18 protein-coding genes are annotated in these 19,347 nt (G+C 61.1%); 10 read left to right on the forward strand and 8 right to left on the reverse strand.

Features of this window, described 5'->3' with window-relative positions; genetic code table 11:
• Positions 1-99: 99 nt before the first annotated feature.
• From BEN48_RS05350 to BEN48_RS05360, 3 genes are all read right to left on the reverse strand, one after another.
• Positions 100-882: a hypothetical protein gene (locus BEN48_RS05350; protein WP_070733561.1), complete on the reverse strand. Its 783-nt coding sequence runs from the start codon at positions 880-882 to the stop codon at positions 100-102.
• A gap of 67 nt (positions 883-949) precedes the next feature.
• Positions 950-1,465: an acyl-CoA thioesterase gene (locus tag BEN48_RS05355; RefSeq protein ID WP_070733562.1), complete on the reverse strand. Its 516-nt coding sequence runs from the start codon at positions 1,463-1,465 to the stop codon at positions 950-952.
• 178 nt (positions 1,466-1,643) lie between these two features.
• Positions 1,644-2,312, reverse strand: coding sequence for a protein-L-isoaspartate(D-aspartate) O-methyltransferase (locus BEN48_RS05360; protein WP_241502184.1), 669 nt, complete (start codon positions 2,310-2,312; stop codon positions 1,644-1,646).
• Positions 2,313-2,462: 150 nt separating this feature from the next.
• Between BEN48_RS05360 and BEN48_RS05365 the strand changes: the two genes are divergently transcribed.
• The 8 genes from BEN48_RS05365 to BEN48_RS05400 all read left to right on the forward strand — a co-directional run bounded on the left by BEN48_RS05365 (position 2,463) and on the right by BEN48_RS05400 (position 9,969).
• Positions 2,463-3,884 (forward strand): sugar transferase, encoded by a 1,422-nt coding sequence (locus BEN48_RS05365; RefSeq protein WP_241502185.1) that lies wholly within the window; start codon positions 2,463-2,465, stop codon positions 3,882-3,884.
• Positions 3,885-4,034: 150 nt separating this feature from the next.
• A complete protein-coding gene (gene mnmA / locus BEN48_RS05370) occupies positions 4,035-5,192 on the forward strand; it encodes a tRNA 2-thiouridine(34) synthase MnmA (protein ID WP_083320779.1) in 1,158 nt (385 codons plus the stop codon).
• Between the two features lie 31 nt (positions 5,193-5,223).
• Positions 5,224-6,030 carry a hypothetical protein gene (locus tag BEN48_RS05375; RefSeq protein WP_125932490.1) on the forward strand — a complete coding sequence of 269 codons (807 nt, stop codon included), beginning with the start codon at positions 5,224-5,226 and terminating at the stop codon, positions 6,028-6,030.
• Between the two features lie 43 nt (positions 6,031-6,073).
• Positions 6,074-7,765 (forward strand): S8 family serine peptidase, encoded by a 1,692-nt coding sequence (locus BEN48_RS05380; protein WP_070733565.1) that lies wholly within the window; start codon positions 6,074-6,076, stop codon positions 7,763-7,765.
• Between the two features lie 146 nt (positions 7,766-7,911).
• Positions 7,912-8,232, forward strand: coding sequence for a hypothetical protein (locus BEN48_RS05385; protein ID WP_158010109.1), 321 nt, complete (start codon positions 7,912-7,914; stop codon positions 8,230-8,232).
• A 113-nt stretch (positions 8,233-8,345) separates the two neighbouring features.
• Entirely contained in the window at positions 8,346-8,936 is a 591-nt protein-coding gene (locus BEN48_RS05390) for a riboflavin synthase (RefSeq protein WP_070733567.1), read from the forward strand.
• Between the two features lie 108 nt (positions 8,937-9,044).
• Entirely contained in the window at positions 9,045-9,668 is a 624-nt protein-coding gene (locus BEN48_RS05395) for a hypothetical protein (protein ID WP_206599824.1), read from the forward strand.
• 100 nt (positions 9,669-9,768) lie between these two features.
• A complete protein-coding gene (locus BEN48_RS05400) occupies positions 9,769-9,969 on the forward strand; it encodes a hypothetical protein (RefSeq protein WP_070733569.1) in 201 nt (66 codons plus the stop codon).
• Positions 9,970-10,003: 34 nt separating this feature from the next.
• On the opposite strand, the gene BEN48_RS05405 is transcribed toward BEN48_RS05400, so the two are convergent.
• Genes BEN48_RS05405 through hemF form a run of 3 tightly spaced genes read right to left on the reverse strand, consistent with a single transcriptional unit; the run spans position 10,004 to position 12,131 of the window.
• On the reverse strand, positions 10,004-10,618 hold the full coding sequence (locus BEN48_RS05405) for an NAD(P)H-dependent oxidoreductase (RefSeq protein ID WP_070733570.1): 615 nt from the start codon (positions 10,616-10,618) through the stop codon (positions 10,004-10,006).
• A gap of 9 nt (positions 10,619-10,627) precedes the next feature.
• Complete coding sequence (locus BEN48_RS05410; RefSeq protein WP_070733571.1) at positions 10,628-11,206, reverse strand: phosphatase PAP2 family protein; 579 nt, start codon at positions 11,204-11,206, stop codon at positions 10,628-10,630.
• Positions 11,199-12,131: an oxygen-dependent coproporphyrinogen oxidase gene (gene hemF, locus BEN48_RS05415; RefSeq protein WP_070733572.1), complete on the reverse strand. Its 933-nt coding sequence runs from the start codon at positions 12,129-12,131 to the stop codon at positions 11,199-11,201. Before hemF ends, BEN48_RS05410 begins: the two co-directional genes overlap by 8 nt.
• 135 nt (positions 12,132-12,266) lie before the next feature.
• Here hemF and BEN48_RS05420 point away from each other — a divergent pair, with 135 nt between their 5' ends.
• The gene (locus tag BEN48_RS05420; RefSeq protein ID WP_083320780.1) at positions 12,267-14,453 is read left to right on the forward strand and encodes an alpha-ketoacid dehydrogenase subunit alpha/beta; all 2,187 of its coding nucleotides are present in this window, start codon (positions 12,267-12,269) and stop codon (positions 14,451-14,453) included.
• A 158-nt stretch (positions 14,454-14,611) separates the two neighbouring features.
• Here the strand turns inward: BEN48_RS05420 and tamL are convergent, their stop codons facing one another.
• Positions 14,612-17,293, reverse strand: a complete 2,682-nt coding sequence (tamL, locus tag BEN48_RS05425; protein WP_070733573.1) for a translocation and assembly module lipoprotein TamL — start codon at positions 17,291-17,293, stop codon at positions 14,612-14,614.
• Here tamL and BEN48_RS05430 point away from each other — a divergent pair.
• The gene (locus BEN48_RS05430; RefSeq protein WP_070733574.1) at positions 17,284-18,042 is read left to right on the forward strand and encodes an RNA methyltransferase; all 759 of its coding nucleotides are present in this window, start codon (positions 17,284-17,286) and stop codon (positions 18,040-18,042) included. The two genes, tamL and BEN48_RS05430, sit on opposite strands and share 10 nt — an antisense overlap.
• A gap of 139 nt (positions 18,043-18,181) precedes the next feature.
• Here the strand turns inward: BEN48_RS05430 and BEN48_RS05435 are convergent, their stop codons facing one another.
• On the reverse strand, positions 18,182-19,330 hold the full coding sequence (locus BEN48_RS05435) for an outer membrane beta-barrel protein (protein WP_070733575.1): 1,149 nt from the start codon (positions 19,328-19,330) through the stop codon (positions 18,182-18,184).
• Positions 19,331-19,347 lie beyond the last annotated feature (17 nt).

Below are 19,347 nucleotides of genomic sequence, written 5' to 3' on the forward strand. Positions count from 1 at the left end.
TTTTCGTTTGCATTGCAGTAGGAACACGTCGTGGTGCTCTCAATCGTTGAAGAATCAAGCTGTATAGAAAAGACCTGGCAAAAAAATGTGCCTGGCACTCTATTGCGCGCCGTTAAACATGGCCTGCAATCCAGGCCAGAGTCGTTTCTTAAGGCTCACGTCGTACTCCACCAAATCGACGGTGGCCGATGCCAGGTAGGAGAGGCCCAGCGTGGGGAACGACACGGGCTCATAAATCTGGGTGTTGCGAATGGTCACATCAAGTAGGTTTTTGCCGAAGGCAATGACGTGCGTGGCCGCCAGTTCGCGGCGCAGGTTCTGCAACGCCACGGGTAGTTCCGATTCCACGTTCACCAGTACCACATCGGCCATGACCAGGCCCAGGGCCTGCAGCATCTTATTCAGAAATACGTTGCGGTGCAGCTTTTGAAACTGCTCATTGGGCAAGCGGAACAGCAGCAGCACGCCGTGGGCATTGTCGCCCAGCGTGGAAAACTGCGTGAGCAGGACCGGCGGTACTGCCGGTGCTGCAGTCGGCACAGATGGTTCTGGGGCCCGGGCTGGTGCCACCAGTCGCGGCGCCGGCGCGGCAGCCGGCTCCGGGTGGATACTCGGCTGATTAAAGCCCGAGGCCAACCGTTCGAGGCCGGCTGTGGGGTTGCTGTAGCTTTTTGAAGGAATGGGCAGGGGAGAAGGCGCGGCCGGAGCCACCGCCGACGCTTTGGGCACGGGTGTTGCCGCAACTGCCGCCACCTGGGACACAGGCGCAGCCACCGGGGTTTGTGTGGCAGCTTCCGGTGCCGACACCGTGGGCTCGGCGGGCACGTACAGGGTTACGTCGGTGTAGAAATTCTGCAGGAAAGCCAACTTTTCAGCGGACATGGCTAGGAGGCGTTGGTGGGTGTTGCAGCGTAAAGTAATTATAAAGTGCGACTTGTGCGACCCGAGCTTATATCGCGAACAAAGCTTTGAGCTCGGATGCTTCTTCGGGTTTCATGCGGCCGGCCAGTACCAGGCGCAGCTGCCGTCGGCGCAAGGCGCCGTCAAACAGCCGCACTTCGTCGTCGGTGGTGGGCAGGGCCTCGGGCACGTCGATGGGCCTGCCGGCCTGGTCCACGGCCACAAACGTGAAGAAGGCTTCGTTGGTCTTAAACTTGGTGCCGCTGGGAATGTCCTCGGCCCACACATCGATGTGCACTTCCATGCTGGAGCTGAAAGCCCGGGTGACCTGTGCCTGCAGCGTTACCACGTTGCCGAGGCGGATGGAGTCGCGAAACGACACGTTGTCGACCGATGCCGTGACCACGATGCGGTTGGAGTGCTTTTGAGCCGCGATGGCGGCGGCAATATCCATAAGGTGCATCATGCGGCCGCCCATGAGGTTGTTGAGGGTGTTGGTGTCGTTGGGGAGCACCAGCTCGGTCATGATTACGAACGAGTCGGAAACGGGTTTTTGCTTGCGCATGGGGGAGGTCTCTGTTGTAAAATGGCGGCGGCGAGGGGTGGCCGCACCGGGGCAAAGGTACGGCCCGGCCCCAGCCCGGCCGGGCACAAAAAAGCCTCAATTCTGAACTGAGGCTTTCGTTCAAATAGTAGGGGCGCCCTGTCCCGCCAGGGCCGCCGTCACCAGCCGGCGAATGGGTTTATTGCTTCCAGCCGCTGGCCCCGAGCAACGGCACAAAGCGAAAATCCTCAAACTCTTCCCGGATGAAAGACTCGGGTCCTTCCCGGGTCACGCGCACCATGCGCTGGGTATTGCTGTCGCCCACCGGTATCACCAGCCTGCCGCCCACACGCAACTGCCGCAGCAGCGCCGGCGGCAGCCCCGGTGCCCCGGCCGTTACCAGAATGCAATCGAAAGGCGCGCGGTCGGGCAGGCCCAGGGAGCCGTCGCCGCGGTGCAGCGTAGCCGCCTCAGCGCCCAGGTCCGCCAGTAGTTGGCGGGTGCGTCCGTACAGCACTTCGTTGAACTCAATGCTATCCACGTGGGGCGTGAGCTGCAGCAGCACCGCGCACTGGTAGCCCGAGCCGGTGCCCACCTCCAGCACGTGGTCGGTGGGCTGCACGCCCAGCAGCTGGGTTTGGTAGGCTACGGTGTAGGGCTGCGAAATGGTCTGGCCCTCGCCAATAGGAAATGCCTTGTCCTGGTAGGCGTGGGCCTCAAAAGCGGGTGGGAAGAACAAGTGGCGGGGCACAGCGGCCAACGCGGCCAGCACTGGCTCGGCATAGATGCCGCGCTGCCGCAGCTCGCGCACCAGTGCGCGCCGCTGGCCCTGGTGGCGGTAAGTATCCTGAAGTATCGGAGCGGCCACAATTAGTTAGATTAAAATACTGAATCTGGAGGGTTTTGGCTCTAAAATGCAGCGTGCATCCTGGTTCTTTCCCACAATACGCGCATGCCCTACCTTTGCCCGCCCCGGTTTTTGCGTTCCGGATGCTAAAATACTACCCAACTCTCCGTTTTGCTGCTTATTCGCCGCTATCAATACGCTAAGCTCGTGGCTGCCGATTTCGGGGCGGCACTACTGGCGTGGATGTGCTTCTTTCTGTTGCGCAAGTACTTGCTTAACGAACTGACGGGCTATCATTTCAATTCGGTTGCGCTGCTCAACCTTACTTCCTCAGCCCTGGCCATTGCTATATTCTGGACGGTACTCTACGTCCTGATTGGGGAATACCGGGACATCTACCGCAAGTCGCGGCTTTCCGAAATCATCCGTCTGGCCCGCGTTTCGTTGTTGGGCGCCGTCGTCATCTTCTTTGTCTTGCTGCTCGACGACGAAGGCGTGGTAAACTACCGGCTGTATTACAAGACGATATCGGCCTATTTCCTGCTTCATTTTACCATCACGGCCGTGTTGCGTACCTGGGCCGTGAGCAGTGTGCAACGCCAGATTCGCAAAGGGCGCATATCCTTTCCCACGCTGCTGGTGGGTTCCAATGCGCTTGCGCTGCATACCTACCGCGAGCTGGAGCGCACCAGCAAGCACCTGGGCCTGCAACTCATAGGGTTCACCTCCATTACCAAAACCGTGGACCCCGGCCTGGCCGCCGAGCTGCCCGACCGGGGTGCCTACCACCGGCTGCCGACGCTGGTGCGCGACCTCAAGGTCGAGCAGATTGTCATTGCCATAGAGCCCAGCGAGCACCGCCTTATCCAGAACATCCTCACCCTGCTGGAGGGCACGCCGGCCCGTATCAGCATCCTGCCCGACCTCTACCAGATGCTGCTGGGCTCGGTGAAAGTGAACCACTTATTTGGCACGCCGCTCATCGAAATCAAGCACGACCTGCTGTCGGTGTGGCAGGGGGTGGTGAAGCGGTTATTTGACGTGGTGGGCTCGGCCTTGTTTATGGTGCTGGCCAGTTGGGTGTATGCCTTCACGGCCGTCATGGTCAAGCTGTCGTCGCCCGGCCCGGTATTTTACCGGCAGGAACGAATCGGCATCAACGGGCACCCGTTTCGCATCATCAAGTTTCGGTCTATGTACCTCGATGCCGAGAAGCTGGGCCCCGCCCTCAGCTCCGACCACGACCCCCGCATCACGAAATGGGGCCGGTTTATGCGCAAAGTCCGCCTCGATGAGCTGCCCCAGTTCTGGAACGTGCTCAAGGGCGACATGAGCGTGGTGGGCCCGCGGCCGGAGCGGCAATTTTTTATCGACCAGATTGTGAAAATCGCCCCGCACTACCGCCACCTGCACCGCGTGCGGCCGGGCCTCACGTCTCTGGGCCAGGTAAAGTACGGCTACGCCGAAACCGTGGCCCAGATGGTGGAACGGCTCAAATTCGACATTCTTTACATCGAAAACATGAGCCTGGCCATGGATTTTCGGGTGCTGCTCTACACCCTTAAAATCATTGTGGAAGGGCGAGGAAAGTAGCGGTTAGTGGTTAATGGTTAGCGTTTAATGGACGAGGCTTCTCATCACAATTCGCCAATCACTAACCGTTAACCACTAACCGCTATGCCAAGCCTTACCTTTGCGGTTGCCAGCCGGAACCATTCAAGTCCCGGGTGAATTGCACCACCTATGAATACCGAAGTAAAAGGACGAGTACTCGTTGCGATGAGCGGCGGCATTGACTCCAGTGTCGCGGCCGTATTGCTGCACGAGCAAGGCTACGAAGTGGTTGGAATGACCATGAAAACCTGGGACTACGCCAGCGCCGGCGGGTCTAAAAAAGAAACCGGCTGCTGCTCCCTCGACAGCATCAACGATGCCCGCGACATTGCCGTGCAGCTGGGTTTCCCGCACTACATTATTGATATCCGGGACGAGTTCGGCGATTTTGTCATCGACAATTTTACCGACGAATACCTGGCCGGCCGCACGCCCAACCCCTGCGTGCTCTGCAACACCCACATCAAGTGGGATGCGCTGCTGCGCCGCGCCGACCAGCTGGGCTGCCAGTTCATTGCCACTGGCCACTACGCCAACATTCGCAAAGACGCCGAAACCGGCCGCTTTGTGGTGAGCAAGGGCCTGGACGAGAACAAGGACCAGAGCTACGCCCTGTGGGGCGTGAGCCAGGAGAGCCTCAGCCGCACGCTGTTTCCGCTGGGTGGCATGCGCAAAACCGAAATCTATGACGAGGCGCGCCGGCGTGGGTTCAACGAGCTGGTGAACAAGCCCGAGAGCTACGAAATCTGCTTTATTCCCGATAACGACTACCGGAGTTTCCTGCGCCGACGCGTGCCGGGCCTGGAGGCCCGCGTGGCCGGTGGCAATTTCGTGACCAAAAACGGCCGCGTCATTGGCAAGCACGAGGGCTACCCGTTTTACACCATCGGCCAGCGCAAGGGGCTGGGCGTGGCCCTGGGCTACCCGGCTTTCGTACTCGAAATCCGCCCCGATACCAACGAGGTGGTGCTGGGCAATTACGAGGAGCTGGCCAGCACGGCCACCGTGGTGGGCAAGCTCAACATGGGCAAGCTGGCCAATCTGACGGGCCTGGGCCTTGTGCCCGCCGTGGTGAAGGTGCGCTACAACCACGACGGCGCCCCTGCCTTTCTGGAAGAAGTGGACGGTAAAATCCGCGTGTATTTTGAGGAGCCCGTGCACGCCATCACACCCGGCCAGGCTGCCGTATTCTACGACGGCCAGGACGTGTTGGGCGGCGGCTGGATTGAGCGCCACGTAATAGGGGAATTTCCGCTACCTTTTGCCGCCCTCGCGGCCGGCCAATAAGGCTGCTACCCTTTTTATTCTGCCTTGCTTTATGCTGCCTAATTTATCGTCTTTGAACCTGAAGGCCCGTCCGCGCCGCACCCTTGCGGCTTTTGCCGTTGCAGGTGCCGTACTGACATTGGCTGGCTGTAAAAATGAGTCGGTTCCCGCGCCCGATTCCGGGGCCGGGTATTATCCGGTGGCAGTGGGCAACTTCTGGACCTACGCCGTGGCCGATTCCCTCTGGAGCCAGGCCACGCAAACGGCGCCCAGCGTGGTCACGTCCACGGCCTACCAGTTCAAGGAAACGATAACGGAGGAGTTCACCGATGCGGCGGGCAAAAAGGTGTTCCGGCTGGTGCGTTCCAAGCGGCAAAATGCTTCTCAGGAGTTCAAGAACGACAGCGTGTTTGTGTTGAGCGCCACTGGCCAGTCGGTGGTGCTCACCCGCAACAACACGCGCACCTTGGAATTAATATTTCCCGTTCGCGAGGGCCGGCTGTGGAACTTCAACGCCTTCAACAACAATTTCAACGACACCATAACGGCCGAAACCCGCCGCTACAGCCGGGTAGGAGAGCCCTTTACCATCCGGGCGGTGGCCGGCAGCCCCGCCCAGACGTTCGCCAACACCATAACCACCGCCAACGCCGGCGTTGCCGCCGAAAACAGCCTGCTGAAACGAATCGGCTACCAGCAGGTGTTTGCCAAAGGAGTGGGTCCGGTTTACCGGCGGCGCGACTACTTCCTGAACTACAACTACACCGACTCCCGCACCGGCAACCAGATTTACGTGCCAGGGTCTTACTTTTTTGGTTTTTCGCGTCGCGAAACCCTTATCGACTACGGCCCGCGCTAAGTGCGCCGGGGTGCCTTTCTAACCTATTTTCCGTTCCTGCTCAATGGTAGCTTCCTCGATTAAATGGCTGATTCTGGTGGTAGCGAGCGGGGCACTTAGCGTGCTGGCGGCCGCGCCGGCAGCAGGGCAGGGCACCGTGCGCCGGCACTTGGTGTACTTCCGCGACAAGGCGGGCACGCCGTTTACAGTGGCCCAGCCCCAGGCGTTTCTGTCGGCACGGTCGCTGGCGCGCCGCAGCCGGCAGGGCATTGCCGTGCTGCCCCGCGATTTGCCGGTGAGCCCGGCCTACGTGGCGCAGGTACGGGGCGTGGCCGGTAAAGTCACGGTGCATTATACCTCGCGCTGGTTCAATGCCGCTGTGGTTTCCTGCGATTCTGTGACGCTGGCCCGCGTTACGGCGCTGGCCCCGGTGCGGAGCGCCAGCACCCTCAACCGCAGCTTCCAGGCACACACCCCGGCACCGGCCCCCGCGCAGGTGCCGCCGCCTGCCGCCCGCACCGCTGCGGCCAGTCGGGCCCAGTACGGCTCGGCGTACCGCCAAAACGAGCAGATTGGCGCCCTGGCCATGCACGACGCCGGTTTCCGGGGCGAGGGCATGCAAATTGCCGTATTTGATGCGGGCTTCCCGGGAGTTGATAAGATTTCGGCCTTGCAGCCGCTGTTTCAGGACAAGCGCCTGGTGGGCACCCGCAACTTTGTGGATGGTGGCACTAACGTATTCACCCGTAATAGCCACGGCACCAACTGCTTGTCGACCATGGCTGGCAACCAGCCGGGCTTTTACATTGGAAGCGCGCCCAAGGCTACCTTCCACCTGTGCATCACGGAAGACACCAACTCTGAGCACCCCATAGAGGAAGCCAACTGGCTGGCTGCCGCCGAGTACGCCGACTCCGTGGGAGTCGATATCATCAGCTCCTCGCTGGGTTACACCACGTTTGACCGGCCTTCAAAGTCCTACACCTACGCCGACATGAACGGCCGCACGGCCATCAGCTCGCGGGCGGCTACGATGGCGGCGCGGGTGGGCATCTTGGTGGTGAACGCGGCCGGCAACGAGGGCGATGACCCCTGGCGCTATATTTCGGCCCCCGCTGATGCCGATTCCATTATCTCGGTGGGCGCCGTGGACTCCCTGGGCAATCGGGCAAATTTCAGCTCCTTTGGCCCCACGGCCGACGGGCGCATTAAACCCACGCTTGCAGCCATGGGGCAGGCCGCGGCCGTGCTTTCTCCCAACGGCTCTGCCTTTCGCGGCAATGGTACTTCGTATGCCTGCCCGGTGCTGGCGGGCATGGTGGCCGGTTTCTGGCAGGCCAACCCCACGCTCACGGCCCAGCAAGTCATTGCGGCTCTGCGCGCCACGGCCTCGCTAAGCACCGCACCCAACAACAACCTGGGCTACGGGATTCCAAACTTTGTGACCGCCCACAACGCCGTAAACCCCACCAAACCCCTGCAACCCAACAGCCAGCCACCAGCCGATGGCCTAGGGCTGTACCCCAACCCCACCGACAACGGCACCCTGACGCTGGTCCTGCCCGAGGCGCTGCGGGGCCAGCCGCTGCGGGTGCGCATCATTGACGGACGCGGCGCGCTGGTGACGCAGCAGCAGCTGCCGGCGGCTACTGGCAGTGAGGTGGCCCTGCGGCTGGGCCTCTTGGCCAAAGGCGCGTACACCTGCGAGGTGAGCGCCGGGACCACGCGCCGCACGGCGCGGTTTGTTCAGGAGTAATCTAAAGAAATAAGGATAATTTGTTGTGAAAAAGGCCGGCGGAAACGTCGGCCTTTCTGTAGGGTTTTGCCGTGCATTATGGCTTGTTTTTGAGGGTGGTGTTTCGTACTTTTAAAGCTCAAAACCATCCTATTTTCTTGCAGTACATGTTGCAAATGATGATTTCCAAGCGCATTGGGCGCCGCCAGTTTCACTTTACAGTGCAGGGCAATAATTTTCATGAAACCGTGGCCGAGTACGACAGGCTGAGCTTCTCCGATGTGGCCGCGTGCGGCCTCTGCGGCTCCGATAACCTGGACCTGACCAGCCGCGTGGCCCAGGACAAATTCAAGTACACTTCTGTGAGGTGCCTCGACTGCCGAGCCGACCTCACCTTTGGCAAAACCCAGAAAGACGACCAGACTGTGTTCCTGCGCCGCCGCGAGGGCGGGGAGCTGGACTGGAAAGCATTCGAAAAATCGGTATAGAAAATCATTCGGCCGCCCGGCCGGTTACACACCACCCGAACGGCATCCTGACAGCAGGGTGCCGTTCTTTGCGTTAACGCGTGGGGCCGCCCCACTCACCTTGCCCCATTTCCATGTTCACCGGAATTATTGAAGCCCTCGGCACCATCGTTGCCGTGGATAACCACGGCACCAACCGCCATTTCACCGTCGCGTCGCCTTTTGCCGCCGAGCTCAAAATTGACCAAAGCGTGGCGCACGATGGCGTGTGCCTCACGGTGGTGGCCGTGGACGCGGCCGCGGGTACCCACGTGGTCACGGCCATTGACGAAACCATGCGCGTTACCAACCTCACCCAGTGGCAGCCCGGGCGCCACGTCAACCTGGAGCGCTGCCTGGCCGCCACGGGCCGGTTCGACGGCCACATTGTGCAGGGGCACGTAGACGCCACGGCAACCTGCCTGAGCGTGACCGACCAGCAAGGTTCCTGGCTGTTCCGGTTTGGGCACGAGCCTGGCCCCGGCCGCCTCACCGTGGAAAAAGGCTCCATTTGCGTGAACGGCACCAGCCTGACCTGCTTCGAAAGCACCGACGAGGGCTTCACCGTGGCCATTATCCCGTACACCTACGAGCACACCAGCTTTCAGCAGCTGCAAGCCGGGGAAACCGTGAACCTGGAGTTCGACATCGTGGGCAAGTACGTGGCCAAGCTGCTGGGCAAGTAAAATACCGGCGCAGCAAGGTGCAACCAATAAGTGGAGGTGCCGGTCAGGCAGTAAGCCACCTGCTTTTTCGCAATGAAAATATTGCACCCCGCCATCGCCTTATTAACCTTGCTAACCTCCCTTAGCGGCTGCGCCAAAGTAGACGGCCCCACGCCGGATGGTGACAAAAGCTGCCTCGAAAAACAGGAGGTGCCCGTGAGCGCGCACAGCATCAGCGCTAATGAGAAAGCCACAGTTGACCAATTATTTACTGCCAACGGCATCGACAAACGCAATTTTCGGTATATCCGCTATTCGCGGGGCGAGCTGAAGACGTACTACCCGCCGTATGCCACGTTTGATGAGCAGGTGGTGCGGGTGGAGGAATACGCGAATGGCATTCGGGTATTCACCGGGCAGCTGATTTTTCTTTTTCGAAATGGCGCGTTCAGCTCCCGCACCGGCTCCGCCAGCGAAGCATTCAGCCTTGATGCTACCCCCAATGCAACACCCGAAAGCATTGGCGTGGTATTCCGTGCCGCCCTCAAAGAATACGGCGACCCCGGCCCCCAGCCGTGCGTAGTGGTAGAGTTTGGGTATTACAACCTGAACGCCGGCACCGGCAATGCCCCCGAGCGGCTGGTGAAAGCCTGGAAAGCCTCGCGTAAGGGCAGTGAGTACCCATTCGCTTATGTTGAAGACAGGGAGGGCAAGCTTATCTACTACGACAACGGCATCAGGACCTTTCGGTAGATGGAAGCCAGGGGGAAGGGCCGATTTGCAGGCACCACCCGAAACCCCCGCGTGAGGGACCCGTAGGACCAATAAGTTTCCACGTAATCCCTTTGCCATCATGTCCAAACGTGAACTGATAGAGCCGAACGAAGGCGACAAGCGCTACATCCGCCGCGACGAGGACGGCCAGATTAAAGAGTCGGTTGACCTGAACCGGTCTTTATCGCTGGATGACCAACACAACTCCAAGAAAACCGCCAAGCCCGGGCAGGGCGATAGAGGCGACGGACACACCGGCAACCGCAAGCCTGCCGAATAGGTAGCGCATACTGTTGAGTAGCAGCCTCGTTTTTCTAAGAAAAGGCAAGGCCGCTGGTTAGTGTTTCGGGAGGAAGCGGTTGGGGCAGGCCGGCAGGTGATTCAAAAAAAGTTTTTGCCTCCTGCAGCGCCCTGGCATCGTCCTGGATGTCGTTGGGGCGGGAGCCTGAACCGTAGAGCATGCCACCCCAGAGCATTTGCATAAAGGCGGCGGTGAGCAGCAAACTCCCCTCTAGGGGTTGGGTGTCGGGCCGGTTGCCACTACTTACCACTATCGACCACAGCGTTTTGCCCGTCATCTGCTCCCGGAAATTCAAGTTGGGGGTGCGTAGCCAGGCACTCCAATACTCGAGGTAATGCATGGCATGCACGGGCATGTTGTACATGTAGAGCGGCATGACCAGCACCACATCGGTGGCATTAAGGGTGGCCTCAAGTAGCAGGCGGGCATTGCCGGCGGGCGGCTGGTAACCGGTGCCGTGGCGCAGGTCCGTGAAATCGGGCAAGGGAAAGCTGTGCAGATTGAGCCATTGTTGCTCGTAGTGCGTCGGCAGAGAATGGGCCGCGCAGTAGGCCAGCTGTTCGCTGTTGCCGAGGCGGCGCGAGCTGGAAAGCAGGAACAAAAAACGTCGCCCGTGGCTGAGTACCATGTGAAATGACTATGGATTGAGCTGCTGCCACCGCGGCGCCCAGTACCGGTAAGCAAATCCTGCCAGCACTCCCAGCAAGCCCCCCAGTAAAGCACCCCCCAGCACATCGGTGGGGTAATGGGCCCCAAGATACACCCGGCTGTAAGAAAGCAGCACGGCCCAGCCAAACACGCTCAGCCGGAGGACTTTGAAACGACCCTTCGGTAGCATAGTACCCATAAAAACGGCCAGTGCCATGGAGTTGGAAGCATGCGAGGAAAGGAAACCAAATTGTCCGCCGCAGCCATCGGGCAGGTACAGATAGGGGAAAACCGCGGCGTCGTGACAGGGGCGCAGGCGCGCAAAAAACGGTTTAAATAGCCGGCTGGTAATGAGGTCGGCCAAGCCCACTGCGGCCAGCACCAACGGCAGCAGAAGAATGGCCCGGCGGCGAAACACGTAGATGAACCATCCAATGAGCAGGGCATATACCGGCAACCACACCTGGCGGTCGGAGGCAAATACCATTACGGCGTCGAGCGCCGGGCTGCGCAGGTGGTTGATGGCCAGCAGCAATTGCCGGTCGAGTTGCTTAATTGTTTCAAGCATCGGCGAGCCAGTCTACTCCCTTGCGCAGCCAGGCCAGGGTGGTGGCCTCCGGGGAATGGGGCGCAGGCGGCGCCGGATTGTAGGCCCAGCCGGTGCGGGGCGGCAGGCTCATGAGAATGGACTCAGTACGCCCGCCGGTTTCGAGGCCGAACCGGGTGCCCCGGTCAAAGGCCAGGTTAAACTCGGCGTAGCGGGCCCGGCGCATGCTTTGCCAAGCCTCTTCGCGCGCCGAAAAGGGCAAGGCGTGGTTTTCGGCCATGAGTTGGGTGTAAAATGGTCCAAACAACTCGGCCACGTCCTGCACAAAGCTGAACAGCTCCTCGGCCGAGCCGTCGGTGCCCACGGTCAGGCGGTCAAAGAAAATGCCGCCTACGCCGCGCGTTTCCTGGCGGTGGGGCAGGTAAAAATAATCGTCGGCCCAGCGCGTGAATTTGGGGTAATACGCCGGGTTGTGCCGGTCGCACACCGCACGCAGCTGCTCATGAAAGCGCCGCGCCTGGGCTTCGTCCACGTAAATGGGTGTAAGGTCGATGCCGCCGCCAAACCACGCCTCGCCGTTGCCGGCCTCAAAATAGCGCACGTTCATATGGATGATGGGCACCCGCGGGCTGTGCGGGTGCAGCACCACGCTCACCCCTGTGGCATAGAAAGACGGGTCGGGCATGTGCAGCTGCCGGGCCGCCGCGTCGCTCATTTGCCCCCACACGGCCGAAAACCCTACACCGCCTTTCTCCAGAATGCGGCCGTTTTCCAGTACCCGGGAACGGCCGCCACCGCCGCCTTCCCGCTGCCAGGCATCGGTGAGGAATCGAGTGGGGCCGGCATCGGCCGTTTCCAGCTGCTGGCACAGCCGCTGCTGGAAATCAGCCAGCCACGCTTCAATTTCGGGGCGAATGGTGGGCGAAAGTGAGGAAGATGCTGACATTAAACCGCTGTAGTGGCAGAAGGATACGCTGGGGCAAAACACCAGAAAGCCACGAAAGGTCCGCGGGTATTTGCCGCCACAAAGATAGGGCGGCGGGGGAAGCGTACTTTTGTGCCCTAACCTCTCCTGCCCCTGATGTCTGAATTCGCAGTTTCCGATTCCACCAACCTGGCTTCTACTCGTGTAACCGCCGCAGCTGCAGCGGCGGCCGCTGCCTTCACTGCCCCCACGCCCTCCTCCACCGCCCGGCCCACACCGGAGCTCCTACGCCGCGCCTACAGCCTGATGCACACGGCCGCGGCCATGGCCACGCTTTACGAAGCGGAGAAGGCAACCGCCGCGCGCTACGTGCACGCCACCGCCCGCGGCCACGAAGCCGTGCAGCTAGCCGCCGCCTTCCTGCTCACCGAAACCGACTACGCCGCGCCGTACTACCGCGACGACGCCATGCTGCTGGGTCTGGGCCTGCGCCCCTACGAGCTGATGCTGCAGCTGCTGGCTAAGGCCGATGACCCGTTTAGCGGCGGCCGTACATATTACGCGCACCCCTCGCTGCGGCGGGCGGGCATCCCGGTCATTCCCCACCAAAGCTCGGCTACGGGCATGCAGGCCATCCCGGCTACTGGCATGGCCCATGCCATTCACTATTTTGAAAAGCAGGACCTGCGCATAGAAGCACCCCAGGGCAAGCAGGGCGGGGGGCACGACAAGCCCCTGGTGCTGTGCTCGATTGGTGATGGGGCCATGACCGAAGGCGAAGTTGCCGAGGCCCTACAAATGGCCGTGTTGCACCAGCTGCCCATTGTGTACCTGGTGCAAGACAACGACTGGGGCATCTCGGCCACTGGCCGCGAGATGCGCGCCATGAATGCCTATGAGTTTGCTGCCGGCTTCCCGGGCCTGCACCGCATGCAGGTAGACGGCGCCGATTTTGGCTCCTCGTACCAAGGCTTGGCGGCAGCGTTTGCCCACGTGCGGAGCCGGCGCGGGCCGGTGCTGGTGCACGCCAAATGCCCCTTGCTGGGCCACCACACCAGCGGCGTGCGCCGCGAGTGGTACCGCCACGATTTGGCCAGCCACGAGGAGCAGGACCCACTGCCCCGTCTGCACGCGCAACTGTTGCAAATGGGCTTTGCCGAAAAGGAGCTGGCGGCGCTAAAAACGGCGGCCCAGGCCACTGTGCGCGCCGACTGGGAAGCCGCCGTGGCTGCGCCCAACCCCGACCCCGCCACCTTCGCCGACCATGAATTTGCCCCCGCGGCCGTGACTGCCGAAACCGGCGAGCGCAGCCCCGCCGGCGCCGAAAAAGCCCTGATGGTGGACGCTGCCCTGCACGCCGTGGACGACATCCTGCGGGAGTTTCCGGAGGCCCTGTTCTACGGCCAGGACGTGGGCGGCGAGCTGGGCGGCGTATTCCGCGAAGCGGCGCTGCTCGCCAAAAAATACGGTGAGAGCCGGGTCTTTAATACCCCCATCCAGGAAGCCTACATCGTGGGCAGCACGGCGGGCATGACGGCCGTGGGGGCCCGGCCCATTGTCGAAATTCAGTTTGCGGACTACATCTGGCCAGCGCTCAACCAGCTGGTGGAGGAGCTGTCCAAATCCTGTTACCTCACCATGGGCAAGTTCCCCGTGCCGGCCCTGATTCGGGTGCCGATTGGGGCCTATGGCGGTGGCGGGCCCTACCATTCCGGTTCCATCGAAAGCACGCTGCTCACCATCCGGGGCATCAAAGTGGTGTACCCCAGCAACGCGGCCGACATGAAGGGCCTGATGCGCGCCGCCTTCCTCGACCCCAACCCCGTGGTGATGCTGGAGCACAAAGGCCTGTACTGGAGCAAAGTGCCTGGCACTGAGGAAGCTAAAACGGTGGAGCCCGCCGCGGGCTATGTCATTCCCTTGGGCAAAGCAGCCGTGGTCCAGAGCGCCGACCCCGAAAAGCTGCGCCGGGGCGATACCGCCCTGGTGGTAACCTACGGCATGGGCGTGCATTGGGCCAAAGCGGCCAGCCGCGACTTCGCCGGGCAGGTTGAGATTCTGGATTTGCGCACCCTCAACCCCCTGGATTTTGAGGCCGTTACTACCGCCACCGGCCGCCATGGCAAGGTATTGGTGCTCACTGAAGAACCCTTGATGAACAGCTTTGCCGAGAGCCTGGCGGGCCGAATCCAGCGCCATTGCTTTGAGGTGTTGGACGCACCTGTTTTCACCTTGGGAGCTGCCAACCTGCCCGCTATTGCCCTCAACGTAGAGCTGGAGCGGCAAATGCTGCCCAGCGCGGCCAAAGTAGCCACAGTTCTGGGCGAGTTGCTGAGCTATTAAGAATCGTATAGAAGTAAGTGTGCCAACTCAGAACGTCACGCTGAGCGCAGTCGAAGCATGACGTTATCATAACCTTTGAACGGCTTTCTAGACAGCTTGAAAAAAAAAGAGGCGGCATCATTTGGTGCCGCCTCTTTTTATACGCCGAAAAATCTCCCTTAGAAGGGGTAGCCGATACCCAGGTTGAAGGCCGGGCGGTTTGCATCGGTGTTGAAATTGCGGATTGCCCAGCGCTGGTCCGAGGGAGCAGTGGGGTCGTAAATCTTGGCTGCGATGTCGAGGCGCAGAATGAGAAAGGTGAAGTCGAAGCGGATGCCAATGCCCGAGCCAACGGCAATCTGCCGATAAAAGCTGTTTAGCTGGAATTGGGCTTCGGGGCGCTTGTAATTGCCAAACGAGTCTCTCTGCTCCTGCAGGCCCCATACGTTGCCAAAATCCGTGAAGAAAGCCCCTTTAATAAAGCTGTAGATGGGGAAGCGGTATTCGGCGCTTCCTTCCAGCAGCAACTCGCCGGGTTGCTCGGTGAGGTAGTCGCGAACTATTTCTCCCTTTTCAAGGCGAGTAGGCGTGAAGCCGCCCGGGCCCAGCCGGCGGGGCTGCCACGCGCGTAGGCTGGTGGAGCCGCCGGCAAAAAAGGACTTGTCGTAGGGTACCACGTACTGACTGGTGCCCGTTTCCCGGTCTTTCGTGCGCGTGAGCGCGTGCACGAGTCCCCCGTTGAGACGCCACGCAAAGTACGTTTGGGGCGAGAGGCGGTGGTAGCGGCGGAAGTCGGCGCTGAACCGGGCAAAGTCGTACACGTTGAGCCCCGCTTTCTCAAAAAGCGCGTCCTGGTACAAGCTCCGGGTCACGCCCCCGATTTCAGCAAACATGCGCAGGTATTTGGCGTCGCGGGTCTGGTTGAAATCGTTGGAATTGTAGAGCGAAGTGAAGCTAAAGCTGGGTTCAATCAAGCTCACAAAGGAGCGGAACAGCGAGGAGCCATCGTTCACGCGCAGCTCCTCCAGCCGGCGGGTAAAGTCGGCGCTTTTGGTGGGCGTATTTACCAGCGTTACGATTACCGGCGAGAAAACGTACTGATGGAACGGCGAGCTCTGCCAGAGGTAGTCGTAGGCAAACTCAAAGTTGGAGCGCGTGTACTCGGGCCGTTTTACGTAGGTTTCCGACAAGGATAACCGCGTTTTGGGGTTGAAACGCGCCATCCGGTTGTTGACATTGAACGGCACCAGGAACCGCGGTAGCACCAGGGCTGCCGTGGCCCCCAGCTGGGTGGTGTACACGGCCTGGGTATTGTCGCCCGTTACCCCCGCTACGCGCACCGACTGGCCTTCGAAACCAGCGCGAACACCCAACTCCAGCACCTCGGCGCTGCCGAAAGGATTCCGCGTTTTCAGTCGCACGTTGATGAACGGCCCGGGCAGATAGGCTACGTAAGTGCCGCCCACTTCGCTCGTTTCTGAGAATTTGGGGGCCGGTGAGGCGTTGATAATACCCACCAACTTCCCGGTGCTGGGCTGCATGCCGGTACTGTCGGTATTTGGTGGGTCGGCTACTTTCTGGTAGTTGAGGGTATTGAACCGGAACATGTCCAGGTCGGCCAGCAAGCGCTGGGTTTGCAGGGTGCGGGCCAGGCTGTAGCGCTGGCCGGGGCGCACCAGCACCTTGCGCGCCAGCGTGCGGGTGCTGAATTTCTGGTCGTAGGCTGCGAAATGAATCGAGTCGGTAACGGTAGTGTCGGTGCGCATGCCCAGGTTGGGGCGCTCGCGCAGGTCACCGGCGGTGCCGGCCCGGCGCAGGGTGTCGCCGGTGGCGCTGCGCAGGGTGCGGCCCACACCTGCATCGGTCACAAACCGTACCTGCTGCACGGTGTACACGCGGTGGCCCTGGCCGGGGGCAGGGTTGGCAATGAGCGTGCGCAGGCGCACCGTGAACGCCTCGTAGCTGGTGTCGGCCTCCAGGGTGATATACTGCGGCCGGAAATCGTAGTAGCCGGCATTTTTCAGCAGCGTTTCGAGGCGGGCGCGCTCTTCGCCAATCAGTACCTCGTTGTAGCGGTCGTTTTCCTTGAGCAGCGAGGCTGCCTGGCCGCTGCGCACCACGGCCGCCACGCCCGAATCAGGAATGCTGGGCTCCTGCAGGCGGTAAAAGAATGGCTTGTTCTCGACCACATTGTACGTCACCGACACCCGGCGGTAACGCTTGGTCGCGTCGAGCGAATCTGGCTTGCTGGGCAGGACGGACCCTATCGATTTAAGGGCGCGCGCCACCAGGCTGGGGCGGTAGCGGGCGGTATCAACAGCTGTTACCCGGGCCCGGAAGAATCCCTGCGAATGCAGGTAGATGGTCATTTGCTCTACTGAGCGCCTGGTCAGGGCCGTATCGTACACCACAGGGGGCTCGCCCAAGCGCATGATGGAGTTGCCTTTGTCGAGCACCAGTTGCTTGCGGTTGAGCTGGCGCTCGCGCCGCACCAGCAGCTTGCCCAACTCGGCAGAGTCGGTGCCGGCGGCCTGCATGCGAGCCGCATAGGTTTTCCTGATGGCACGCTGCTTTTCGCGGATGCGCGCCGAATCGTAGAACCTGTAGCCCAGGTGGTAAATGGCCAACTTGGGCAAGGGAAAGCGCGTGTTGGGCTGTTGCTGGGCCAGGGCCACGAGTCGCTCCTGGTCGGCCTGCTCCACGCCCTGCACTTCTACGCGGCTGAGCAGGCGCTGGCCCGGCTGCAACAGCTTAAACGGCGAGCAGGCGGCCAGCCCCAGCAGCACCAGCAGCGAGGCGGCGCGCCAGCTCAGCCGGCTGGGCCGTAGCTTCGGGGTATTATAAGACGATAATGGTTTCAAAAGCACTTGGCAAATACGTGCAGTCGCTGCACCAAAAAAAATACCGGCAACGCCACGGCGCGTTTCTGGTGGAAGGCGGCAAGAGCGTGTTGGAACTGCTAAGTTCTGACCTGGAAGCCGAACACGTGCTAGTCACGGCCGAGTTTGTTACCCAGCACCGCGCCCACCTGCCTGCGCACCTGGCCCTCACCATTGCCACAGAGTACGAATTGACGCAGCTGGGCACGCTGGCCACCAACACCACCGCCCTGGCCGTGGCCCGCCTCCCCGCCGAAAAACCTTTGCCTGCAACGCTGCCCGAAACCGCTTTGTTGCTCGCACTCGACGAAGTGCGCGACCCCGGCAACCTCGGCACCCTGCTGCGCCTGGCCGACTGGTACGGCCTGCCCGGCGTGGTGCTCAGCCCCGGCTGCGCCGACGCCCACTCGCCCAAAACCGTGGCCGCCACCATGGGCGCCTTTGCCCGGGTGCAGGTATGGGAGCGGGACCTGGCCGCGTGGCTGCCCACGCTGCCCGCGGCGGTCGGCATTTTCGGCGCCGACCTGCAGGGCGACAACGTGCACCGCCTCGCCCTGAGCCCTTCCGGCGTGCTGGTGATGGGCAGCGAGTCACACGGCCTCACGCCCGCCGTGGAAGCCTGCCTCACGCGCCGACTGCACATTCCGCGCGGCGCCAGCGGCGGCGCCGAAAGCCTGAATGTGGCCATCTCGGCGGCTATTCTGTTGGATAATTTTTTTCGCAACCAATAGCAGCGATTTTTTCACTTTCGAACGGGCGGTGGAAGGTGGTAGCAGTTTGCCCACAAATTCAGCTGGCAATCAAAAGCCCCGACTCTTGCAGGAGTCAGGGCTTTACTGTTGATGCTGATTTGAAGGTGCCTCGTGGGGCTTAATTGCCGAATAAGCGCACTCCGAAGCTGAGCACCTGCGCCTGGGGGCCGGCGTTGCTTTTGAACAAGTCGTTCATGTTGTACTTGCCAAAGAACTCCAGGCTGCCGTAGCCAATGGTGCCCTGGGCACCGTAGAGGAAGTTTTCCAGGTTGTAGCGGCCTTCTTCTTTTTCCTTGTCGGTGTTGCCATCGCTGAGGTATTTTACCTTGGTGTGCGCGCCAAGGCGGTAGCCCACAAACCCGCCGGCTGCCACGCGGAACGTGGGCTTGTAATGCGAGTCGCGCAGCTTAAGCTGCAGCATCAGGGGCACGTTTACCGAGGAAGTAGTGAGCTTGGATTTCTGGAATTGACGGCCATCGGCCACTTTCACCACACTCGTGCGGCCATTGTTATCTACCCACTGGTTGTTACCAGTGAGCATGTAATTGTTGAACGCGAATTCAGTGCCGATGCTCAGGCCCACGGGGCTGCGTTTGCCGCCGAGGCGGGTTTCCCAGTCAAAACCAACGTTGACGTAGCGCGAGCCTGCCGTGCGCAGGTCCACTGCGGCGTCGGAGCCGGTCAGGCCTCCGTTTTCCTGGTTCACCAGTGCATTCAAACCCAGGTCGAGAATGAAGTTTACATCAGTGCGGTTGCGCTCAATCTGCACCAAGCGCAGGGAGTCGGCTTTGGCCTGGCGCTGCTCTTTGGTTTTGCCCTCGCCGGTGCTGTACGATTTGGAGCCCTTATCGTCGGTGGTCACCGTCACGCCGAAGGTCTTGTTTAGCACCACGTCCACACGGTTGGAGTTGGGGGTTTTCTTGCGGGTGGTGATGCGGATTTGCTCGGGCAGGTTTTTGCCTGGCTGGTCTTTGTCGGGGTAAAACTGCAGCGTCACCTGGTCGGTTTTGGCCGTTTTGGCCGCTGTTTCGGCTTGGGCGATGTAGCCGGCCAGCCGCGAAGTGAGCGAATCGAGCTGATAGTTTTTCATCTGGCGCAGTTGGGCTGCGTCGCGCACCACCAGCGTGATGGTGGCCTGGTTGGGCAGGCGCACCACAATGGTGTCTTTGGCCAGCGTGCGGGGAGTGAGCGGGGCGGCCTGGGCGTCGTTCAGGCCGCCGCTCAGGGCCATGGTAAGCAGAAATAAGGGGAGAAAAGCGCGTTGCATGAGTTCTAAAAGTTGAA

It is taken from the genome of Hymenobacter glacialis, from assembly GCF_001816165.1.
In the GTDB taxonomy this organism is placed as follows: Bacteria; Bacteroidota; Bacteroidia; order Cytophagales; family Hymenobacteraceae; genus Hymenobacter; species Hymenobacter glacialis.